This is a genomic window from Yersinia aldovae 670-83, from assembly GCF_000834395.1.
GTDB lineage: Bacteria > Pseudomonadota > Gammaproteobacteria > Enterobacterales > Enterobacteriaceae > Yersinia > Yersinia aldovae.
Map to the genome: position 1 here is coordinate 4283201 of NZ_CP009781.1, position 22913 is coordinate 4306113.

The following is a 22913-nucleotide window of genomic DNA, read 5'->3' on the forward strand; positions in this document are numbered from 1 at the left end:
TATTACTGGAATGACACAGAATTTCTAACACTCCCTCCCGCAGAGCGATAACAACGTTGATGAGCCGGGAATATACCGAGTGGGCCGTGGTGATGCCAGTTGCCAGAACGCGAACTGGCCCAGTTGTCTCGGTGCTATAAAATAGGTATATCAGCAACCTTACTGTTGCTGCAAACTTCACACTGGGGATCTTTTGCCAGCTTCAGGCTACGAAATTCAGCGGTCATGGCGTCATACATCAACAAGCGCCCAGCGATTACCTGACCATAGTTCGCCAGCAGTTTTATCGCTTCCATCGCTTGTAAATTACCAATAATCCCAACCAGCGGGGCCATCACGCCAGCTTCAACACAGGTTAAGGCATTGCTGCCAAATAACCGGCTCAGGCAGCGATAACAGGGCTGATTTTCCTGATAAGTAAACACACTCACTTGCCCCTCCATGCGGATTGCTGCACCGGAAACCAGTGGCTTTTGCTGTGCATAGCAAAGGCGGTTGAGTTGCTCGCGGCTGATAACATTGTCGGTACAATCCAACACGGCCTGGTGTTCTGCGATAACGGCGGAGAGTTTTTCGTCATCTAACTGAGAATCAAGGGTATTAAGTGTCAGGTGGGGATTGATTTCTGCTAGTGCTAGTGCCGCTGAAGCGACTTTTGGCAGCCCGATACGATCATCGTGATGCAGAATTTGCCGTTGTAAGTTAGAAAGAGAAACGGTATCAAAATCCAGTAGCGTAAGGTGGCCCACGCCTGCGGCAGCCAGATATTGCGCTGCCGCACAGCCAAGGCCGCCTAAGCCTACGATCAATACTCTGGCTGCTTTGAGTTTTTCTTGCCCGTCAAAATCGAAACCGCGCAAGACAATTTGCCGATTGTAACGCAGGGTTTCAGCATCGGAAAGTTCAGGCAACATATCTGTCTCCCAGCAATTTATTAACTCAATAAGCCATTAAACAGTTCTATTTCAACCGGCTCGCCAACAGCGACTGAACCGCGTTCACGTTCAAGGACGATAAAACAATTTCCCTGACTAAATGAGCTAAATACGTGAGAACCTTGATGGCCGGTGGTGCGTACTTCCAATTCACCTTGTGGGGTGGTAGAGAAAATTCCGCGCTGAAAATCTAAACGTCCCGGCGATTTCTTCAAGGCGGTGGTAGTTTTGGCTTTCAGGCGCAACGGTGGCTGCCATTGTGAGTGACCTGAGAGTTTTGCCACCAGAGGTTGCACCAATTGATAGAATGTCAGCGCGGCAGACACCGGATTACCCGGTAAGCCACAGAACCAGGCATTATCCAGTTTGCCAAAAGCAAAGGGTTTACCGGGTTTGATGGCTAATTTCCAAAAAGCGATATCGCCTAGCTCTTCCAACATCTGTTTGGTGTAATCCGCTTCACCGACTGACACACCACCGCTACTGATGACCAGGTCTGCTGTGGCATCTGCTTGCTGAAACGCGTGGCGCAGGGCGTCTTGATCATCATGGATAACACCTAAATCAATAATTTGGCAGCCTAACTGTTGCAGCATCAATCTGACAGCAAAACGATTAGTGTCGTAAATCTGCCCCTCAGCTAGCGGTTGACCGACCGGCTGTAACTCATCACCGGTTGAGAAAATGGCTACTTTTAGAGCGCGGAATACGCTGACTTCAGCAATCCCCAATGATGCTAACAGCGGGAGTTGCGCGGCACCTAATTTAACGCCTGCGGGGAAAACGGCTGCATTTTGTTCGATATCTTCACCTGCCAGCCGGATATTTTGCCCGATACGCGCATTACCATTAAAGGTAACACCTTGCTCACTAATAACGGCTTGCTCTTGCATGATAACGGCATCGGCCCCAGGAGGAATTGGAGCACCGGTCATTATTCGAATACAGCTATTGGCTGGCCATGCATCTTTAAACGGCGCACCGGCAAAGGCTTTTCCCGCCACCGGTAATGGCATTCCACTGCTAAGCTCATTACAGCGAACGGCGTAACCATCCATAGCTGAGTTCGCAAACGGCGGGACGGCAATCGGGGAGATAATTGCGCAGGCGGTGATACGGCTCGCAGCTTGCGTCAATGCGACCACTTCGGTTGCTTGTAATGGTGTGACCTGTGACAGCATTTTGCTCAGTGCTTGTTCCAGAGAGAGTAAATCCGAGGTATTACAGTGATCCATGCTGGACTCCGAGGTCTGGGGCACCGCAGTAAAAGGTGTCGTGGGTGCGGGGCTGTCATTCAAATAAGTATGGCATTATGGCAGAGATTACCTGGTGGGTGAATGGATGGGCGTGCCAAACCAGCCACAGACTGATGTTATCTTGATAAGTGTTATCCTTTTGCATTGGTATTAACATTATTTAGACAAAATAGGGGGCTGACATGGATTATCAAACAATTCTGAAGTTCTGGTTTAGTGAGATGGACTCTGCGTTGTGGTTCAAAAAAGATGAGGATTTTGACACCCTTCTACGCCAGCGTTTTGGCCCGGTTTGGCAGGCTGCATCGAAAGGGGAGTTAGCCCGTTGGCGGCAAAATATTGAAGGGCGCCTGGCAGAGATATTGATTCTGGATCAATTCAGCCGTAATTTATTCCGCGATTTACCGGCTTCTTTTTCCTGTGACGGTATGGCACTGGTATTAGCGCAGGAAGCCATCAGCCGTGGGCAGGCGGGGCAATTATCGGATACTCAGCGCGGTTTTCTTTACCTACCTTTTATGCACTCAGAATCGGCATTAATTCATCAACAGGCGTTAGAACTCTATACTGAATTAGGTAATGATATTCAGTTGGATTATGAATTACGCCATAAAGCGATTATTGATCGCTTTGGCCGTTATCCACACCGAAACCTTATTCTCGGGCGAGTCTCTAGCGCGGAAGAGCAGGCTTTCCTGTTGCAACCTGGATCTGCTTTTTAGTCTATAATGCGTACAGCGATAAGTTGCCAGTGGCATAGTTACGCAGGTCACTTATCGTTGTCTTATTTATTAATTATCAATTTTGCAATTGCTCTCACAAAAATATTCTCACTGAACAGTTGGGGCGACATATTTATCTGTTATGCCTCACAGGTTCATTTGAGGTTATTCCTAAACTACTGCCCGGTCTATAACTCCCATTGAAACAATATTGCCACCAATATATAACAATCTAGCAATAGGCAATATGTAAATGAGAGTTCGGTATCTGCGATGTCTTGGCTCTGAGCTCATATCAGCATGGAAGTTTAATAATATGGCAGACGCATCAATATGACTGAAACAACATCATTAGATACTACTGCGGCAAAGGGTAAGGCGACATCAGTACGTCTGACGGAGAGTGCGGATACCCGGCAACGGATACGAGCCATAGTAGGGGCTTCTTCTGGTAATTTAGTTGAATGGTTCGATTTCTATATTTACTCTTTCTGCGCGCTCTATTTTGCTCCGTTATTCTTTCCAAGCGATAATCCGACGACTCAATTAGTGCAAACCGCGGGGGTTTTTGCTGCCGGCTTTCTGATGCGGCCTATTGGTGGGTGGCTGTTTGGTTATATTGCGGATAAGCATGGTCGCAAGTTATCCATGTTAATTTCAGTCTATATGATGTGTGCCGGGTCACTGATGATTGCTTGCCTGCCAACCTATGCTTCAATAGGCAGCCTGGCACCGGTTTTGCTACTGGTTGCCCGCTTATTCCAAGGGTTATCTGTTGGTGGTGAGTACGGCACCAGCGCGACTTATATGAGTGAAGTGGCAGTGAAAGGGCGCAAAGGGTTTTATGCCTCTTTTCAGTATGTCACCTTGATTGGCGGCCAGTTGCTGGCGTTACTGGTATTAGTTTTGCTTCAGCAAACCCTGTCATCTGAAGTGCTTCACAGTTGGGGCTGGCGAATTCCCTTTGTTCTCGGCGCATTGCTGGCAGTAGTTGCACTTTATTTACGCCGTTCACTGAATGAAACGTCAGATGAAAAAACACGCAATAAGAAAGATGCGGGCAGCCTGAAAGGGCTATGGAAGAATCGTCGTGCATTTATTATGGTGCTAGGTTTTACTGCTGGCGGTTCACTCTCTTTTTATACTTACACCACTTATATGCAAAAATATCTGGTCAATACGGCGGGAATGGATGTGAAAACAGCCAGTCTGGTAATGACTGCGGCGCTGTTTATTTTCATGCTGATTCAGCCATTATTTGGTGCGCTCTCAGATCGTATAAGCCGGCGAACGTCTATGCTGACTTTCGGTTTGTTGTCTATGTTACTGACAGTGCCGATTCTCCATGCGCTGAAAGGAGTAACCAGCCCATATATTGCATTTATGCTAATCATAACCGCTTTAATTATCATTAGCTTCTATACTTCGATTGGCGGATTACTGAAAGCAGAAATGTTCCCACCGGAGGTCAGGGCATTAGGTGTGGGCCTGTCTTATGCTATTGCCAATGCTATGTTTGGTGGTAGCGCTGAATATGTCGCGTTATCCCTTAAATCATTTGATATGGAAAATAGCTTCTTTTGGTATGTATCGGCCATGTGTTTCCTAACTTTCTTAGTTTCATTACGTTTGCATCGTAAAGGACAAGAGATTGAGTTATAAAGAGAAACGTCAGATAATCGCTAAAGCCATGTAGCTATGGGGTTTTAGCGAGCTGTGATTAAATAATTCTCAATAGTCGTAAGCAATTTTCCTGTGCCACAGCATGTATCATTATATCCTTTGGTGTGCCTGCGGTTAATAACACGATCATGGGGGCAGCCACCGTGGCAGATAGGAAACCATTTACAATGGCGCATTTTTTCTGTTGCGGCTATCTCTTCACTGATAGCGTGCTGATCTTTCAATATTTCTGATAGGTATGATATCATCCATGTTACATTCCTTTGTTTTATATTAAATATCCATCCTGCATATTTATAATTCTATTGGCATAGGTAGACGCCTCATTAGAATGCGTGACCATAATAATGGTGGTGCCTGATTGGTTAATATTCCGGAGTTGTTCAAGTACACCTCGGGCATTTTTGCTATCCAGATTACCTGTAGGTTCATCAGCTAGCAGAAGTGCAGGACAAGACACCATCGCGCGCGCAATAGCAACGCGCTGTTGTTGACCACCAGAGAGTTGCATCGGTTTATGGTTTCTTCGGTTATCGATATTGAAATTTTTCAAAACCTGATTGATACGCTCAAGGCGGGCCTTTTTGGCAACGCCACGATACTTCAGTGGCAGTGCGATATTATCAAAGATGGAGAGATGTGGAATAAGGTTAAATGACTGGAATATATAACCTATTAAATCTCTCCTTAAGGCAATACGCTGTGAGTTACGAAGGTTGGCAACATCCTTCCCGCCCAGGGTAAGTGAGCCACTATCCAGTACGTCAAACATACCGATAATGTTGAGAAGGGTTGATTTCCCCGATCCTGATGGCCCCATAATCGAGACGAATTCACCTTTCTCGACATTAAGGTTCAGATGATGAATTACTCTGGTTTTAACTGTTTTTGTTATGTGGCATTTTTCTGCATTTTGTATCATTAGCATATTATTTAAACTCTATAGTAGTTGGGTCTATATTATTTTCTTTTTGGTATATAACAATCTGTTGCCCAGGATTTAGCCCCGATAAAATTTGTGTATTCGTTGCATCTCGACGTTTTGCTTCAACTTTAGTTTTAATGGCCAGATCATTTTCTTGTTGATAAATATATAAAAAATCATCCCCTTTTTTATTGGATATAATACTGTCGTTAGGGACTAACAAAATATGGTTATCTTCTTCCTGCAATGTAATACGTACCTCAACGGACTGGCCTCTTTTAAGATTGACAGTAGAACGTCCTATTGGTGTAAGTTTGGCTTTGAATTTACCGTTGTCAATAATGGTGGATACTGTTTCAATCAATAGTGGGATATCCTGACCATTTACTCTCGAAGTAATACGACTTTGTGGTATTATCTTGTCGAGGTAATACTCGCTGAAGTGAATATTTAAATAATATGAATCCAAATTATCAATTACCGCTATTTTTCCTCCCGGTTTTATTTGCTGGCCTAATTCAATGTCGAGAACTGATAACGTTCCATCAATAGGTGCTTTAATCACTAATTGCTCCATACCATTCTCAATGGTTTTCATTACTCCTTCAAGTAAAAAAATAGAATCATCAATACTTTTAAATTGTGATGGAAGTGACTTTGTATTTTTATTATCGTGATCTTGTAATATATTACATTTCATCTTCCAATTATTCAGTGTGTCAATTTGATACTCTAATTCGGACTTTGCAATCATTGATTTTTTGTCAAGCTCTTGATGTCTTATAAGTTTCTTAGATATGATCTCAATCTGATGTTTCGCTTCTTGTAATCTGAGTTTAGTATCCCGATTGTCTTGTTCTAATTGAATCTTAATTGTTCTTAGACTATTTATTTGCTCTGTAATATCTGCCATGCGGGATGTTGCTTCCAGCATGAAATCATAATTAGATAATTGGACTATAACCTCTCCTTTTTGGACGTTTTCAAATGCTTTCTTGGTTATTTTAGTGATTTTACCTCCACGTTCACTGGAAATAATAACGCTTTGATTAGGAACGGCTATAGCACGGCTAATGAGAACGTTTTCGTATAATGTAGGTTGAATTGTTTGAAAAATAACATCATCTCGTGAAATTAATAATTTATCTTTTGTTGTGGTTAAATGATAAATATAAAAAATACAAGAAAATAAAACAAGCACTATACAAAAAATTAGTAATTTAGGAAGTATTGTGTTCCGCTCTAGTTTTATATCCATAGGATCTGTTTTTTCTGTATGATATTCAATGTTTTTTGCTTGAAATTAATACTGCTGTCATAACTATCAGGATACTAACAATGAAGGTTAGAAATGCTCCTGTAGCATAGGCATATGACAGATGAGTGACAATGCTATATTGATGTAGCCATTTAGTTAATAACAAAATCCCTATAGGGTAGGATATTATTGCTGCAATAGCTATCGGAGTAATGTTTTGTTGTATAAAGAAAATAATATGAGTGAAAAAGGAACCTCCAATAAAATCCATTATTTTAAAAGTTTTTTCGAAACGTTTATATTCGGAGGATCCAATTATCATCGTGCTTATTAATATTATCGTAACAGATATTAAAGTTACAATGTTAATGACATTTTGAATTGACTTATTAATTCTAAGATATTCTTTATGTATCTCTTTTACGGTTTTTATTTGTTCAGAGTTGATACTATATGACTCAAGTATTTTCTTCGCTATATTAATATCTTGCTTGTCTTGAAGTTTCAATATGCCATATCTTTGTATATCATCCCTGATAAAGATCAGTATTGGCGGAGAATTTCCATTGCTACTGGCAAGATGAAAATCATTGACTACTTTTAGTATTCTTACCTCTCGTTTTGAATCTCCATCGCTAATGTAAAAAACATTATTCAGGATTTCATCATAGGACGTTTTTTTCATTGAATTCATAAATGATTTTGTAGCAATTGCATGATGGATATTTTTATTTTTACTTGCCTTTATCGTATTGTCATGGCCTGCTAACACTTTTAATCCCCAGGTGTTGATGAACTCTCTGTTTGCATTAAAAGTATTGATAGTAAGTAAATTATCTTCCTCTTGTTGATGAGAATGAGATATTGATGTAACTGACTTAGACATGTTAAATGGACGCCAACTACTTAATGTTAATGGCGATGTTTTAATAGTGTGTTTTAATTTATCTTGTAAGTTGTTTATAGATTCCGGTCTTTTTAGTTCATCACTTAATTGAAATGTGATGATGTTTTCTTTTTCATAGCCAAAATCATGTTGTTGCATGAAGCTATTTTGCGTTATAACGCCTGCCCATAAATAAATAATGACTCCTGCTATGATTATTTGCAGACATAATGTCCCTTGGTGCAGGTGGCGTGACAGAGGTTGTTCATTATAAGTCTTGTTATGACTTGAACGGTTAGGGAAAATCACAACACAAAGGTAGATGATATGAGAAAGAAGTATTGTAACGTAGACAGCGATGAATGTTGAAAAGAAGGTAATTAGACGCACCTTATTCTCTTGTTCTAATATTAGTGTTTTAATTGTGTCAGATGAATGTATTAGATATAAAAGGATGATGACGCCTACCAGCAGAACGAATATTGTTTGTATCGTTGCGATATAAAATGACTCTGCTAACAATTGAGTTTGGGATGCACCCATTGATTTCTTTATTTGAAAACTGTTTTTCTTGTTTGTATAAATAACGCTATTGATATTAAAGAAATTCATGATGGTTGTGAAAAAAACAAAAATGCCAGCAGCATATAAAGCATAAATATAGGATTTTGAAATGACCATACTCATTTCATCAGGTAATTCATCATCGTAATGGATATCGGCAATGTTGCTGTAAGTATCCCAGCTTTAGTTCCACGCACTTTTTGAGATTTCCGGGTTTTCAGCCATCAGCCGGTATTCTTCCGGTGTCAGGTTATTCAGGGATTCATGGGGCCGCTCACTGTTATATTCATTCAGCCAACGTTCCGTAATTTCCCGTGCTTCGTTCAACGTTCTAAACAGGTAAAAATCCAGTATTTCTGTCCGGTACGTCCTGTTAAACCGTTCGATAAATGCGTTTTGCGTCGGTTTGCCCGGCTTGATAAATTCCAGCATCACGCCATGCTCTTCGGCCCATTGCGCCAGAGCCAGTGATATCAGTTCCGGCCCATTATCCATCCGCATCTTCAGCGGATATCCACGGTTTGCTACTATTCTGTCTAGCACCCGCACGACCCGTTGCGCCGGGATATTTAGGTCAATTTCGATAGCCAGAGCTTCACGGTTAAAATCATCGACAACATTGAAAGTCCGAAAACGTCGGCCACATGTCAGCGCGTCGTGCATAAAATCAATCGACCAACTTTGGTTCAGGGCTTCCGGCGTTGCCAGCGGAGCCGGATTGCGTATCGGCAGACGTTGTTTACCCTTACGACGAAAATTCAGTTTCAGCAGACAGTAAATCCGGTGTACGCGCTTGTGGTTCCAGACGTGTCCCTGCCTGCGAAGTACCTGAAAAAGCTTCTTAAAGCCGTAGCGGGGATAGCGCTCGGCCACCTCTGTCAGCATTTGGATCACCGGTTCATCACGTCGTGTATCCGGTTGATAACGAAACACCGTCCTGCTCAGCGATAACGTCCTGCATGTCTGGCGTATGCTCATCGTAAACTGCGTGGTCAGATAGTTGACGAGCTCACGCTTTATCGCTGGTTTTAAAGCTTTTTTTCGATGACGTCTTTCAGTGCCCGGCATTCCAGACTCAGATCGGCAAACATCTGCTTCAGACGACGATTCTCGTCCTCAAGATCTTTGATTTTTTTGATGTCAGCGGCTTCCATCCCGCCATATTTCGCCTTCCAGTTGTAATAGCTGGCTTCGGAAATAGCAGCCTCACGGCACACATCTTTGACGGTCCTGCCCGCTTCGACTGATTTCAGTACGGCGATGATCTGGTGCTCTGTGAATCGGATCTTACGCATAGCGATCTCCTCAGGTGACATAATCAGTATGTCGGAAGATCTCTAAAAGTGAATGGGCCGTTTTGAGGGGATACTTACATTGCGAGCAGATAATTTAATGAATTCCTGTGGGCTAAAGGGTGCTCCGGGGAGCTGTGGTGCATAGCGGATAACAAGTGATTTTAGCTGCTCAATACTGGGTGTTGCTTGTGCTAACAGAGTGATAAAAGTGTAGGCGTGAGTATCATACCAATCATGTCTTTTTTCATGATAGCCATCTAACAGGTCGGGAGAGAACGCGATAACTGCGCCTGTTTTGAAGCGACTTGCCTTATTCAAACTCATGACCTCCTTGATAACAAAGGTTCCTTTATCCCCAAGTGTGATGGTATGACCCTTGGGATTATCGAATTTAAGATATTGCTGATTAAACTCAGGTGTAATAATAATCTCATTCATAGAGAGCTTGGGTGGGGGAAGTTGGTAAGGATTGAGGGCACTGAAAAAACCATCACTGACGGCATAAATCTCTACATCAGAATAGGTGCGGTTCTTCACCTGTAAGTTGAGGAAAAGGCGTAAAACATAATCGACACGTTTGATGTCTTTATCGTTCTGCAATGCAGAAATAAGCGGTAAGGGAGCGCGAGCCGATTTCACTTCATCGCCATTGGGTAAATTGAATTGTGTTTCTACCCGATAAATATTTTGGTAATCATCATGATATTTATCAATACGATTATCTGTTATGTAAAGCAGCAAGACTAAAAATGATGAAAGTAACCCGATCGCTGTGATTATTATTGCCATTATACTGGGTATAGGGCTAAGTTTCAGGTCACTAAAAAATTCACGTATCAACATGTTGTGATGTCTCGCTGGGTTTAATAACATCTAGTGATATCATCGCGTATAGTAAAAATTGTTAGTAATGCTCAGTTTAATCAAGTGAAAATTGATAGAGTAAACATATTATATATATGAGATGATTCAATAAGGATTAAGGCAGTGACGATTCAGCCTTAATCCCTTTCTTGAATGACTCATCGGCTATTTCAGTCTTGAGAGAAACTCTTCGACCAGTTCCATGCGGTTATTTTATTATTAGATGTACTATTTCTTAAGTCTTCTATTTCATTGCTATTAATATGTATCGGAATACTTTTAAAAAATTCTTGTAACGATAGTAACTTACTTCTCAATGCCGTTGCATTATTTACTCTGTGGTTTTTTGGGTGTGATGTTGAATTATACATATGATTCTCCATTTCAACTATTCCATTTTTATACCATTACGATCCCATTCAGTGAAACTGTTTATTTTTAATTCTTTTACATTAACTTATCAATGTTTTTTTTGATTTTCTATTTTAATTCGGATTTATTGTTAGTTGCTGTTATTATTATGTTGTTAGTTATTATCTATTTATATATTTTTAATATAGCGATAATTATTAATAGTTAAAAATAAGACCAATAAACCATGTGAGTCTTTCCGGCAACTGACAAACGACGGCGGTGCAATTTCAAAGGGTGAAGGGCAGGCAACAGAAAGCTTTCGCGCCAGGAATGGCGTGGCTAGAGCCTACATGGACTTTTTTTACTGCCAAGGGAATACGGTATCTTTACTCTCTGCCTATTCGCTCGATAGCGAGCACGTTGTCATTAATCTCAAGCCCCTTGCAGAGCTTGAGATTTAGGGCAAGGTTATGGATGCAAATATTCTGCATGGAAGCGCAGGTGATCTTCAATAAATGTCGCTATGGTGAAATAGCTATGATCATAACCCGGCTGAATACGCAGAGTTAACGGCCAGTCACGCTGACGTGCCAATTCGGCTAATTTTGCCGGCTGTAATTGATCGGCAAGGAACTGATCTCCATCACCTTGATCGACTAATATCGGCAGTGTGGTTTCTGCGTGTGTGAGTAAGTGACAGCTATCATATTGCAACCATTGGCTTTCATCAGCACCCAGATAGGCTGCAAAGGCTTTTCGCCCCCACGGAACCTGGCACGGGTTGACTATCGGCGCGAAAGCAGAAGCGGATTGATATTGCTGCGGATTACGCAGTGCCAACATTAGCGCACCGTGGCCGCCCATTGAGTGACCACAGATAGATTGACGATCACTGACACTAAAATGCTGGCGAATCAATGCGGGCAATTCCTGACTGATATAGTCGTACATATGAAAATGCTCAGACCAGGGTGCTTGGGTTGCATTGAGGTAAAATCCTGCCCCTTGGCCTAAATCGTAGCCCTCGTCATTTGGCACCTCATCGCCACGCGGGCTGGTATCTGGCATCACCAGTACCAGCCCCAGCTCTGCCGCGATCCGCTGTGCGCCTGCTTTTAGCGTGAAATTTTCATCATTACAGGTTAGCCCCGATAGCCAGTAAAGCACCGGCGGCGGGTTATCATCCCGTGGTGGTGGCAGATAGATGCTGAAAGTCATATTGCAATTCAGGCTGCTGGCGGCATGGCGATAGCGTTGCTGCCATCCACCAAACATCCGGTGCTCTTCGAGAAGTTCAAGTGACGTGTTCATGCGTTGTCTGCCTTCCTGCTCTATTTGTTTTGTAAAGAATGGTTTTGTGACGATTGATCAAAATGGATAACGGTACGGATAGATTTACCTTCATGCATTAAATCAAAGGCTTCATTGATCTGATCCAGCCCCATGGTGTGAGTAATGAAGTCGTTCAAGGCAAACTTTCCATCCAGATATTGCTGCACAATACCGGGTAATTCTGAGCGGCCTTTGACTCCGCCAAAAGCAGAACCACGCCAGATTCGGCCCGTTACCAGTTGGAATGGGCGAGTTGAAATTTCCTCACCTGCGCCAGCGACACCGATAATGACTGATTCGCCCCAACCTTTATGGCAGCACTCTAAAGCTGAACGCATAATATTGACGTTACCTATGCATTCAAATGAGAAATCGACGCCGCCATCGGTCAGCTCGATAATCACATCCTGAATAGGTTTATCATAATCTTTCGGGTTAATCAGGTCAGTCGCCCCCAGTTTGCGGGCCAGCTCGAATTTACTGGTATTAAGATCGATACCGATAATCCGGCTGGCACCGGCCATTTGTGCGCCAATAACTGCAGATAAACCAATGCCACCCAAGCCGAAGATAGCCACTGTATCGCCCGGTTTCACTTTGGCCGTGTTGATAACCGCCCCCATGCCAGTGGTGACGCCACAACCCAGCAAGCAAACTTCTTCTAATGGCGCTTCTTTATTGATTTTTGCCAGTGATATTTCTGGCACCACAGTCAATTCTGAGAAGGTTGAGGTGCCCATGTAATGAAAAATAGGCTGGCCATTCTTCGAGAAGCGAGTGGTGCCATCGGGCATCAAACCTTTACCTTGGGTACTGCGGATTGCCTGACACAGGTTGGTCTTACCGGAACGGCAGAATTTACATTCACCGCATTCAGGTGTGTACAGCGGAATGACGTGATCACCCACCGCAACACTGGTCACCCCTTCGCCGATAGCTTCCACAATCCCGCCCCCTTCATGGCCGAGGATGACTGGAAATATCCCTTCAGGATCTTTGCCCGATAAGGTGTAGGCGTCGGTGTGGCAAACCCCGCTGGCGACAATTCGCACCAACACTTCGCCTTTTTGTGGTGGCATCAAGTCAACTTCTTCAACGGATAGCGGCTGGTTTGGTCCCCAGGCGACAGCGGCGCGAGTTTTAATCATCTGCATGGTGTTGCTCCTATAGCTTACGTGTGATGAGTGTTATATAAATATATCTTTTATGTATCATATTTGTTGCGTGTATCTGTTTGTGATTTCAGCAACAGTACTTGTATAAATTATGGCCGAGAAGATGCTGTCCGTCAGGTATGTCACTGAGTTTCAATCTGTTCGATAATCAGCTCTTTTAACGCGCGGACATTAGGGCTAAAGGCATCCTTGCGCCAAATGAGCCAGGTTGCTGTCTCGGCAATATCGGGTGGCAGGTGATGCACTTTTACCCGCTCGTGGCCGGGGAGCAGCGCCAATACCGAATGCGGGATCAGTGCCAACCCCGCGCCACTTGCCACACAAGCGAGCATAGCGTGGTAAGACTGGATTTCCATGATATGCCCAGGTATACAGCCTGCCTGTCGGAACCAGCTTTCCAGTCGCAATCGGTATGAACAACTGGGGCGGAAGGCAAACAGAGTTTCATCCACGGCATCACGAGCTTGATTAATCGATAGATGATCCAGACAGGAAATGATAACTAATCGCTCTTCGAAAGAGCGGCAGCCGTGCAGTTCATCATGCTGTACCGGGCCATCAACCAATGCTGTCGCCAGTGTTCCGGCTCGGACTTGTTCGATGATTTCACCGGAGGTTCCTGTGATTAGCGACAAAGAGACTTTGGGATAGCGCTGATGATATACCGCGAGCAGGTTGGGCAGGCGAGTGGCTGCGGTGCTTTCCATTGAGCCTAACGGGAAATTACCCGCCGGTTCACCGGCATGGGTAATGCGCATCGCTTCTTCGCTCAGGGCCAGAATACGGTTGGCGTAGCAGAGAAAGTTATGCCCCATCGGTGACAGGCGCAGACGCTGCTTTTCACGAATGAATAGATCTGCACCCAGCTCAATTTCAAGCTGGCGCAGGCGTGTCGTCAGATTTGACGGGACGCGGTGCATCTGCTCCGCTGCTCGGGCAACGGAACCGGTTTCTGCCACGCAGCAAAACATGCGTAGCTGGGTCAGATCCATAACTGTTCTCTTTTTGTGATGAACTTGGTTAGTATTATTCATTTTTTGTGATTCTAATACTCAGGCATGATATTGGCAACTTTCTTTTAACCGGCTGGCAGTGCAATGAGCTGACAGCAACCAATGGGCAGGGCAGATGGCATTAAGAATCGCATTAAGTGGTTTTTTGGCATTGGTAGTAGCAATGGGTATTGGCCGTTTTGCTTTTACACCACAAGTACCGCTGATGATTGCAGAGCATCAATTCACTCTGACTGGTGCGGGGCTGGTCGCGGCGTTTAATTATCTGGGATATCTGTTTGGTGCTTTTGATGCCATGCGGGCCAGCCGCCATGTCGAGCGCCGTTTATGGCTCGGCTTGTGGGGGGCGGTAACATTAACATTGCTATCTGCGCTGGTAGATGGGCTGTGGTGGCATGGTGTGGTGCGTTTTGCTATCGGCTGGGCCAGTGGTTGGTCGATGGTATTGATCGCGGCCTGGACCAATGAACGATTGGCGCATTTTGGTCGCCCGGCACTCAGCGCCGCAGTTTTCGCCGGGCCGGGGGCTGGAATATTCATTAGCGGTATGTTGGCTGTGACGATTCATAACTATGGCCTATCAGCAGCCCAAGCATGGGGCGTTTATGGCGTATTGGCGCTAATTATTATTGCGGCCATTAGCATCAATCTGCCGCGTAGTGGTGAGTTACATCGACCGCATATTGCCGCCATCCCACTGACGTTGACACCCGCGCTGAAACGGCTGGTGTGGAGCTACAGTCTGGCGGGCTTTGGCTATATCTTACCGGCAACCTTTTTATCGCAGATGGCAAGCGCTCGTTTCCCGGATAGCCTGTTTGCCCAGTTTGTCTGGCCAGTGTTTGGTGGGGCGGCGGTGATTGGTATTATGCTCGGTATTGCAACCCGCCATCGGCTGACATCGCAGACACGTCTGGCATTGACGCTGTGGGTTCAGGCATTGGGTGTGTTGTGTGCTGAATGGGTGCCTGGGGTGAATGGGCTGGTTCTGGGCGCGTTGCTGACTGGTGGTGGCTTCCTCAGTGTGGTGCAACTTTCATTACAACATGGCCGTGAGCTGGCACCCGATCACACCCGTTATATGGCGGGTTTGCTAACCACAGGTTATGCCATCGGGCAGTTAGTCGGCCCGCTGTTATCTGCCACATCGACAGCATTAACTCATCGGCTGGAGCCTGCATTGTATGTCGCAGTGGTAGCGCTGATCATCGCCGGTGGCCTGGTGATTAAAACGCCAGCCCGCACCTGTGAAGCCGCTATCGGTTGATTGAGAGGGGGAGCGGTGCCGCAGATGCAGTTATTTCATCTTATTATGAGAAAAAAGCACTTTGAATATCTGCCCGCGATGGAGAACAATCACTGGATAATCATTTTGCTCTCCACTACAGTGGGGAGCAAAATCCGAACGTGATCTACATCATGTTTATCTGTTCGGACGCGTACGCCTGTTGGAGAAAAGAATGTCATCGCTAAGTAAAGAAGCCGAGTTGGTTCATGAAGCACTGCTGGCCCGTGGCCTTGAAACCCCATTGCGCAAACAAGAATTAGATGCACAAACGCGCAAGACCCGGATTCAGGAACATATGACGCAAGTTATGCAATTGTTGAATCTTGATTTATCTGACGATAGCCTGGCCGATACACCAAGACGTATTGCCAAGATGTATGTTGATGAGATTTTCTCTGGACTGGATTACGAAAATTTCCCTAAAATCACGCTGATCCAGAATAAAATGAAGGTTGATGAGATGGTGACGGTGCGAGATATCACGTTGACCAGCACTTGTGAGCATCATTTTGTCACCATCGACGGTAAAGCTACTGTGGCCTATATTCCGAAAGACAGTGTGATCGGATTATCTAAAATCAACCGTATCGTGCAGTTTTTCGCCCAGCGCCCACAAGTCCAAGAGCGGCTGACACAGCAAATCCTGTTGGCGTTGCAGACCTTGCTAGGGACAAATAATGTCGCTGTTTCCATTGATGCGGTACATTATTGTGTCAAAGCACGCGGCATCCGCGATGCAACCAGTGCGACCACAACAACATCGTTAGGCGGGTTGTTTAAATCCAGCCAGAATACTCGCCAGGAGTTCCTGCGCGCTGTTCGTCATAATAGCTAACACTACAACGGCTAATTAGCCTTTTGCCAGAGCGGGCACCAATGGGTGCCCCTAATACAGGATGTCGGGTATGCGTCAACGCATCGCAACGTTAGACAGTGCGCGAGGGCTGGCCATCCTTGGCATTTTGCTGCTCAATATCAGTGCCTTTGGCTTACCAAAAGCCGCTTATCTTAATCCCGCTTACCTTGGTCTGCCTTCTGTGTCTGATAGTTGGACGTGGGCCATTCTTGATATCGTCGCGCAAGCCAAGTTTCTGTCTATTTTTGCTATCTTATTTGGTGCCGGTCTGGAGCTGCTGCTTAAACGTGGTAAAGGCTGGATTAGGGCGCGGCTTTCTATCTTGTTGTTGCTGGGATTAATCCACGGCATCTTCTTTTGGGATGGAGACATACTGTTCGCTTATGGGTTAATTGGCCTGGTATGTTGGCGAATGATTCGTGATGCCAAAGATGCCGCCAGCTTATTACGCACCGGGGCGGTGCTTTATTTACTCGGGGTGGCGGTATTATTGCTGCTGGGGTTTGTCACCAGCGGGGAGCCGGGCCGTTTCTGGCAACCGGGGCCGGCAGATTTGCAATATGAGCAATTCTGGAAATTACAAGGTGGGGTTGAAGCCTGGAAAAACCGGCTCGATCTATTGTCATCCAATTTGATTGCTATCGGCGCACAATATGGCTGGGAACTGGCGGGTTCAATGCTATTGGGGGCCGGACTGATGCGTTGCGGTTGGTTGCGTGGTGAGTTCAGTTTGCGTCATTACCGTTTGCTGGCTGCCTGTTTGGTAGCGCTTTCATTAGTTATCCAAATATCAGGTGTGGCACTGCAATGGATGGTCGGATGGGATTTCCGTTGGGCCGGTTTCTTGCTACAAGTACCGCGTGAGCTTGGCGCACCCTTGCAGGCGGTAGGCTATCTGGCCTTACTTTATGGCTTCTGGCCAACATTATCGCGCTGGTGCGTCAGCCATTGGCTGGCACAGGTTGGCCGCATGGCATTGAGCAATTATTTATTGCAGACATTGCTATGTACGCTGATCTTCTATCACTTCGGCTTATATCAGCAGCTGGATCGTTTACAACTGTTAGCGGTTGTTCCGCTGGTCTGGCTGTGCAACGTGATTTTTTCACTGCTTTGGCTGCGCTATTTTACTCAGGGTCCAGTGGAGTGGCTGTGGCGTAAACTGACCGCCTATGCCTGCGGTCAATCGTTACAACCTCGTAACACTAAGCTATGAATAACACTGTAAAGTGAAAGTGGTCTGGCGGGTTGCAAATTTGTATGTAAACGTTTTCTTTCTTGTGACGTATTTCACGTGGCAATTTCAACAAACTGGGTAGGATAGGCCACCTACCATGCCCGGTTGCCTCAATATGCGCATGGTGACTTATTGACAAAATAAGACACAGGATAAGGTCATGGCCGCACTGCATCTCCCTGGAAATAGCATTACCATTCGCGATGTCGCCTCAAGGGCGGGTGTTTCGCAGGCTACAGTATCGCGTGTTCTCAATAACAGCGCAGCTATCCGGCCTGAAACCCGAGCAGCCGTATTGAAGGCTGTATCTGATCTGGGTTACCGCCCTAATGCTAATGCGCAGGCATTGGCCACTCAAAGTAGCGATACGATCGGTGTGGTGGTGATGGATGTGTCCGATCCCTTTTTTGGTGCATTGGTGAAAGCGGTAGACACTGTGGCACAGCGGCATCAAAAATATCTGTTAATCGGTAATAGCTATCACCAGGCAGACAAAGAACGCCATGCTATCGAGGTGTTGCTGCGCCAACGCTGCAATGCCCTGGTAGTTCACGCTAAGGCTTTGAGTGACCGCGAGTTAATTGCCTTTTTAGAGCAAGTTCCCGGTATGATTCTGATTAATCGAATTATTCCCGGATTTGAGCACCGTTGTGTCGGATTAGACAATGTTAGCGGTGCGCAAATGGCGTGTCGTCTGCTGCTCAAAAAAGGCCATCAGCGTATTGGTTTTCTCGGTTCCAATCACCCTATCGATGATGTCATTCAACGTCAGTGCGGCTACCTGAATGCTCTTAAAGAGGCAGGCATCACCGCGCCAGAAAGTTGGTGTGCATGGGGTACGCCTGATTTGGTTGGGGGCGAGCGTGCCATGATTGACCTGCTGGGGCGCAATTTACAGCTCAGTGCGGTGTTTGCCTATAACGACTCAATGGCTGCTGGCGCCTTGGCAGTGCTGAAGGAGAACGGTATCAGCGTTCCGGAGCAGTTCTCGCTGGTGGGGTTCGATGACATCCCCATTGCTCACTATACCAGCCCCAATCTGACTACAGTGCGTTATCCCATTGTTTCTATGGCGACTTTAGCTACCGAACTGGCTCTGGATGGGGCAAGTCGTGAATCTGATCCACATGCTGCTTATTGTTTCCAACCCACATTAGTGCCGCGTCATTCTGTCGCAAATTGTGGTATCGCTCACTAGTTCGGAATTTATTCTTGTGTAACCGTTTTCAATCTGTGAGAAAATTCACAGATTCTTAACAACGCCACGTCTATGCTCTAGTGGTTTTCTACCTTAATGTATCAATATGTCATCAGTTGCCGGATAAAAACATCACCCTGTACAACCCTACATAAACCCGGAGATACAAATGAATAAGAAGGTTTTCACATTAGCAACCCTGGCTGCCAGCATGATGTTTGGCGCGGTTGCTCAAGCTGATACCCGTATTGGTGTCACTATTTATAAGTATGATGACAACTTTATGTCCGTGGTACGTAAAGCTATTGAGAAAGATGCTAAAGCATCCCCTGACGTTACCCTGCTGATGAATGACTCCCAGAATGACCAATCCAAGCAAAACGATCAAATTGACGTGTTGCTGGCTAAAGGCGTAAAAGCGCTGGCAATCAACCTGGTTGACCCGGCAGCAGCGCCAGTGGTTATTGATAAAGCCCGCGCAAACGATGTCCCAATTGTGTTCTATAACAAAGAACCTTCACGCAAGGCGCTTGATAGCTACGACAAAGCTTATTATGTCGGTACTGACTCCAAAGAATCTGGCGTTATTCAGGGGGAGTTGATCGCCAAACATTGGCAGGCCAATCCAAATTGGGATCTGAACAAAGATGGCAAAATTCAATTTGTGCTGTTGAAAGGCGAGCCGGGCCACCCAGATGCTGAAGCCCGTACCACTTATGTTATCAAGACTCTTAACGAGAAAGGGATCGAAACCCAGCAATTGCAGTTAGACACTGCGATGTGGGATACCGCTCAGGCGAAAGATAAGATGGATGCCTGGTTGTCTGGCCCGAATGCGAACAAAATCGAAGTGGTTATTGCCAATAACGATGCTATGGCAATGGGCGCAGTTGAAGCGTTGAAAGCGCATAACAAAGCCAGCATTCCAGTGTTTGGTGTGGATGCCTTACCAGAAGCTCTGGCTCTGGTGAAATCAGGTAAAATGGCCGGTACTGTTCTAAATGATGCCAACAATCAGGCGAAAGCGACCTTTGATCTGGCTAAAAACCTGGCGGCCGGCAAACCTGCTGCTGAAGGCACCACCTGGAAAATCGACAACAAAATTGTACGTATTCCATACGTTGGTGTTGATAAAGATAACCTGGCTGAATTTACTAAATAACAGTCGATATTTGCTAGATGCCCAACAACAACGGGTAGGAAATAAATATTAACCTTCAGGTCCTGATACTTAAGCGGGCTGTCCAGTGTCGGGGCTGAAGGTTTTCTGTTGCATTGATCCTTATTTTAGAGTGCGCGCTGGCAGGCGGGAATTTTATACCCAGCAATTCAGTAGCGATTCTTAGCCAGGTACAACTATGGCCGATATTAATACAGCACAACCTCGCGAGTGGTTGCTGGAAATGAGTAATATTAATAAATCATTTCCAGGCGTAAAGGCGTTAGATAACGTAAATCTTAAAGTGCGGCCAAATTCTATCCATGCCTTAATGGGCGAAAATGGTGCAGGTAAGTCAACGCTATTAAAATGTCTGTTTGGTATCTATAAAAAAGACTCCGGGAGTATTCTCTTTCAGGGGCAAGAAATAGAATTTAAAAGTTCTAAAGAAGCATTAGAGCACGGTGTTTCGATGGTACATCAGGAATTAAACCTGGTATTACAACGCACGGTGATGGACAACATGTGGCTGGGGCGTTACCCAACCAAAGGTTTCTTTGTCGATCAGGATAAAATGTACAAAGATACCAAAGCTATTTTCGATGAATTGGATATTGATATTGATCCACGCGATAAAGTTGCCACTTTATCGGTATCCCAAATGCAAATGATCGAGATTGCTAAAGCTTTCTCCTACAATGCAAAAATTGTCATTATGGATGAGCCGACTTCCTCGTTAACCGAGAAAGAAGTTAATCATCTATTTACTATTATCCGTAAATTGAAAGAACGCGGCTGCGGAATTGTTTATATCTCCCATAAGATGGAAGAGATATTCCAACTGTGTGATGAAATCACTATTTTACGTGATGGTCAGTGGATTGCTACTCAGCCGCTGGAAGGGCTGAGCATGGATCAAATAATCTCGATGATGGTCGGGCGCTCACTGAGTCAGCGTTTTCCTGACCGCCTCAACAAGCCAGGTGAGGTCATTCTGGAAGTGAAGAATCTGACCTCACTGCGTCAGCCTTCAATCCGTGATATCTCCTTTGATCTACATAAAGGTGAGATTCTGGGGATTGCCGGATTGGTGGGTGCTAAGCGCACCGATATTGTTGAAACATTATTTGGTATCCGTGAGAAAGTGGCTGGTACGATTAAATTGCATGGTAAGAGCATTAATAACCACAGCGCCAATGAAGCCATTAATCACGGTTTTGCATTAGTGACGGAAGAGCGTCGCTCCACCGGGATTTATGCTTATCTCGATGTGGGTTTTAATTCCCTGATTTCTAATATTCGTAATTATAAAAATAAATTCGGGCTGCTGGATAATACTCGCATGAAGAGCGATACCCAATGGGTTATCGATGCTATGCGAGTAAAAACCCCAGGCCATCGCACCAGTATTGGTTCTTTATCGGGTGGAAACCAGCAGAAAGTTATTATTGGCCGCTGGCTATTAACTCAACCAGAAATATTAATGTTGGATGAACCGACTAGGGGGATCGATGTCGGTGCTAAGTTTGAAATCTATCAGTTAATGACTGAACTAGCGAAGAAAGGCAAAGGAATTATTATTATTTCCTCTGAAATGCCGGAGCTATTAGGGATCACTGACAGAATTTTGGTAATGAGTAATGGTCAAGTTGCGGGGATTGTTGAAACCAAACAAACCACGCAAAATGAAATATTACGTCTTGCATCCTTGCATCTCTAATCTAGTCGAAGGTTCTTATTATGAATGCGTTAAATAAGAAAAGTATGCTCACTTACCTTAAAGAGGGCGGGATTTACGTCGTATTATTCGTATTACTGGCAGTCATTATTGTCAAGGATCCGACATTTTTAAGTCTTATGAACTTAAGCAATATTCTGACCCAATCTTCCGTGCGTATTATTATCGCGCTCGGTGTTGCGGGGCTGATTGTGACTCAAGGTACCGACCTATCAGCCGGTCGTCAGGTGGGGTTAGCGGCGGTGGTTGCAGCAACCATGCTGCAAGCTATGGATAACGTTAATAAAGTTTTCCCAGATTTGCAGACTGTACCTATCCCAATCGTTATTTTAACCGTGTGTTTGATTGGCGCAATTATCGGTTTGGTCAACGGTATTATCATTGCTTATCTGAATGTGACACCATTTATTACCACATTGGGCACCATGATTATTGTTTACGGGATTAACTCCTTGTATTACGACTTCGTGGGTGCATCACCGATTGCCGGTTTTGACCCTGCATTCTCAACCTTTGCACAAGGGTTCTTGCGATTTGGTGATTTCAAACTCTCTTACATTACCTTCTATGCATTGATTGCTATCGGGTTTGTTTGGGTGTTATGGAATAAAACGCGCTTTGGTAAAAATATTTTCGCCATCGGCGGTAACCCAGAAGCAGCAAAAGTTTCTGGTGTGAATGTGCCACTAAACTTAATCATGATTTATGCGCTGTCTGGGGTGTTCTATGCCTTCGGCGGGATGTTGGAAGCAGGCCGAATCGGTAGTGCGACCAATAACTTGGGCTTTATGTATGAGTTAGATGCGATAGCTGCTTGCGTGGTGGGCGGGGTATCCTTCAGTGGCGGTGTCGGTACTGTTATCGGCGTGGTGACTGGGGTCATCATCTTTACCGTGATTAACTATGGGTTGACTTATATCGGTGTGAACCCGTACTGGCAGTACATTATTAAAGGTGCGATCATTATCTTTGCGGTCGCTCTGGACTCACTGAAATACGCCAAAAAGAAATAATCGGTCATTGGCTGTGAAAAATAGAGCAAGAATGGAAGCCAGTTTGGAGTTAATCAGACTGGCTTTTTATATTTATGTCAGAGTTCGGTATTGGGACATTTAAAATTACTATAAATAATGGCAATATGCATTTTATTATATAGCGGTGGCGACGTATTCTGT

At 44.9% G+C, this 22913-nt stretch carries 19 protein-coding genes and 2 pseudogenes; 9 read left to right on the forward strand and 12 right to left on the reverse strand.

The annotated features are described in order from the left end of the window. Nucleotides 1–134 precede the first annotated feature (134 nt). Both moeB and moeA read right to left on the reverse strand, forming a co-directional pair. Entirely contained in the window at nt 135–914 is a 780-nt protein-coding gene (gene moeB, locus AT01_RS19285) for a molybdopterin-synthase adenylyltransferase MoeB (RefSeq protein WP_042548294.1), read from the reverse strand. A gap of 20 nt (nt 915–934) precedes the next feature. Next, nucleotides 935–2170, reverse strand: a complete 1236-nt coding sequence (gene moeA, locus AT01_RS19290) for a molybdopterin molybdotransferase MoeA (protein ID WP_042548295.1) — start codon at nt 2168–2170, stop codon at nt 935–937. A gap of 203 nt (nt 2171–2373) precedes the next feature. Here moeA and AT01_RS19295 point away from each other — a divergent pair, with 203 nt between their 5' ends. Together AT01_RS19295 and AT01_RS19300 are read left to right on the forward strand one after the other, a co-directional pair. Beyond that, on the forward strand, nt 2374–2913 hold the full coding sequence (locus AT01_RS19295) for a DUF924 family protein (protein ID WP_042548296.1): 540 nt from the start codon (nt 2374–2376) through the stop codon (nt 2911–2913). Nucleotides 2914–3246: 333 nt separating this feature from the next. After that, nucleotides 3247–4575, forward strand: a complete 1329-nt coding sequence (locus tag AT01_RS19300; protein ID WP_042548297.1) for an MFS family transporter — start codon at nt 3247–3249, stop codon at nt 4573–4575. Between the two features lie 44 nt (nt 4576–4619). On the opposite strand, the pseudogene AT01_RS21170 reads toward AT01_RS19300, so the two are convergent. The 10 genes and pseudogenes from AT01_RS21170 to ptrR all read right to left on the reverse strand — a co-directional run. Next, nucleotides 4620–4811 (reverse strand): annotated as a pseudogene (locus AT01_RS21170) (darobactin maturation radical SAM/SPASM protein DarE); the annotation flags it as partial. 53 nt (nt 4812–4864) lie between these two features. Next, nucleotides 4865–5524, reverse strand: a complete 660-nt coding sequence (darD, locus tag AT01_RS19305; protein ID WP_042548298.1) for a darobactin export ABC transporter ATP-binding protein — start codon at nt 5522–5524, stop codon at nt 4865–4867. A gap of 1 nt (nt 5525) precedes the next feature. Then, nucleotides 5526–6779, reverse strand: a complete 1254-nt coding sequence (gene darC, locus AT01_RS19310) for a darobactin export ABC transporter periplasmic adaptor subunit (RefSeq protein ID WP_042548299.1) — start codon at nt 6777–6779, stop codon at nt 5526–5528. Nucleotides 6780–6804: 25 nt separating this feature from the next. Then, a complete protein-coding gene (locus AT01_RS19315) occupies nt 6805–8346 on the reverse strand; it encodes an FtsX-like permease family protein (protein WP_052489985.1) in 1542 nt (513 codons plus the stop codon). 66 nt (nt 8347–8412) lie between these two features. After that, a protein-coding gene (locus AT01_RS19320) for an IS3 family transposase (RefSeq protein WP_144404905.1) occupies nt 8413–9524 on the reverse strand; the annotation gives its coding sequence in 2 pieces (ribosomal slippage) (nt 8413–9263 and nt 9263–9524; 1113 coding nt in all). Between the two features lie 72 nt (nt 9525–9596). Next, nucleotides 9597–10367: pseudogene (locus AT01_RS19330) on the reverse strand (darobactin export ABC transporter permease subunit); the annotation flags it as partial. A gap of 191 nt (nt 10368–10558) precedes the next feature. After that, a complete protein-coding gene (darA, locus tag AT01_RS21175; protein WP_327212964.1) occupies nt 10559–10771 on the reverse strand; it encodes a darobactin family peptide antibiotic in 213 nt (70 codons plus the stop codon). A 439-nt stretch (nt 10772–11210) separates the two neighbouring features. Then, complete coding sequence (gene fghA, locus AT01_RS19335) at nt 11211–12053, reverse strand: S-formylglutathione hydrolase (RefSeq protein ID WP_042548300.1); 843 nt, start codon at nt 12051–12053, stop codon at nt 11211–11213. A 20-nt stretch (nt 12054–12073) separates the two neighbouring features. Further along, entirely contained in the window at nt 12074–13228 is a 1155-nt protein-coding gene (locus AT01_RS19340; RefSeq protein ID WP_042548301.1) for an S-(hydroxymethyl)glutathione dehydrogenase/class III alcohol dehydrogenase, read from the reverse strand. A gap of 143 nt (nt 13229–13371) precedes the next feature. Next, on the reverse strand, nt 13372–14241 hold the full coding sequence (gene ptrR / locus AT01_RS19345; RefSeq protein WP_042548302.1) for a putrescine utilization regulator PtrR: 870 nt from the start codon (nt 14239–14241) through the stop codon (nt 13372–13374). 136 nt (nt 14242–14377) lie between these two features. Between ptrR and AT01_RS19350 the strand changes: the two genes are divergently transcribed. The 7 genes from AT01_RS19350 to mglC all read left to right on the forward strand — a co-directional run bounded on the left by AT01_RS19350 (nt 14378) and on the right by mglC (nt 22751). Beyond that, nucleotides 14378–15529, forward strand: coding sequence for a YbfB/YjiJ family MFS transporter (locus AT01_RS19350; protein ID WP_042548303.1), 1152 nt, complete (start codon nt 14378–14380; stop codon nt 15527–15529). Nucleotides 15530–15722: 193 nt separating this feature from the next. Then, entirely contained in the window at nt 15723–16385 is a 663-nt protein-coding gene (gene folE, locus AT01_RS19355; protein ID WP_004699438.1) for a GTP cyclohydrolase I FolE, read from the forward strand. 70 nt (nt 16386–16455) lie between these two features. Then, nucleotides 16456–17622 (forward strand): DUF418 domain-containing protein YeiB, encoded by a 1167-nt coding sequence (gene yeiB / locus AT01_RS19360; protein WP_042548304.1) that lies wholly within the window; start codon nt 16456–16458, stop codon nt 17620–17622. A 181-nt stretch (nt 17623–17803) separates the two neighbouring features. Further along, a complete protein-coding gene (gene galS, locus AT01_RS19365) occupies nt 17804–18841 on the forward strand; it encodes an HTH-type transcriptional regulator GalS (protein WP_042548305.1) in 1038 nt (345 codons plus the stop codon). A 169-nt stretch (nt 18842–19010) separates the two neighbouring features. Next, nucleotides 19011–20003 (forward strand): galactose/glucose ABC transporter substrate-binding protein MglB, encoded by a 993-nt coding sequence (gene mglB, locus AT01_RS19370; RefSeq protein WP_042548306.1) that lies wholly within the window; start codon nt 19011–19013, stop codon nt 20001–20003. Nucleotides 20004–20199: 196 nt separating this feature from the next. After that, nucleotides 20200–21720, forward strand: coding sequence for a galactose/methyl galactoside ABC transporter ATP-binding protein MglA (gene mglA / locus AT01_RS19375; protein WP_042548307.1), 1521 nt, complete (start codon nt 20200–20202; stop codon nt 21718–21720). Between the two features lie 20 nt (nt 21721–21740). Then, nucleotides 21741–22751 (forward strand): galactose/methyl galactoside ABC transporter permease MglC, encoded by a 1011-nt coding sequence (gene mglC, locus AT01_RS19380; RefSeq protein WP_042548308.1) that lies wholly within the window; start codon nt 21741–21743, stop codon nt 22749–22751. Nucleotides 22752–22913 lie beyond the last annotated feature (162 nt).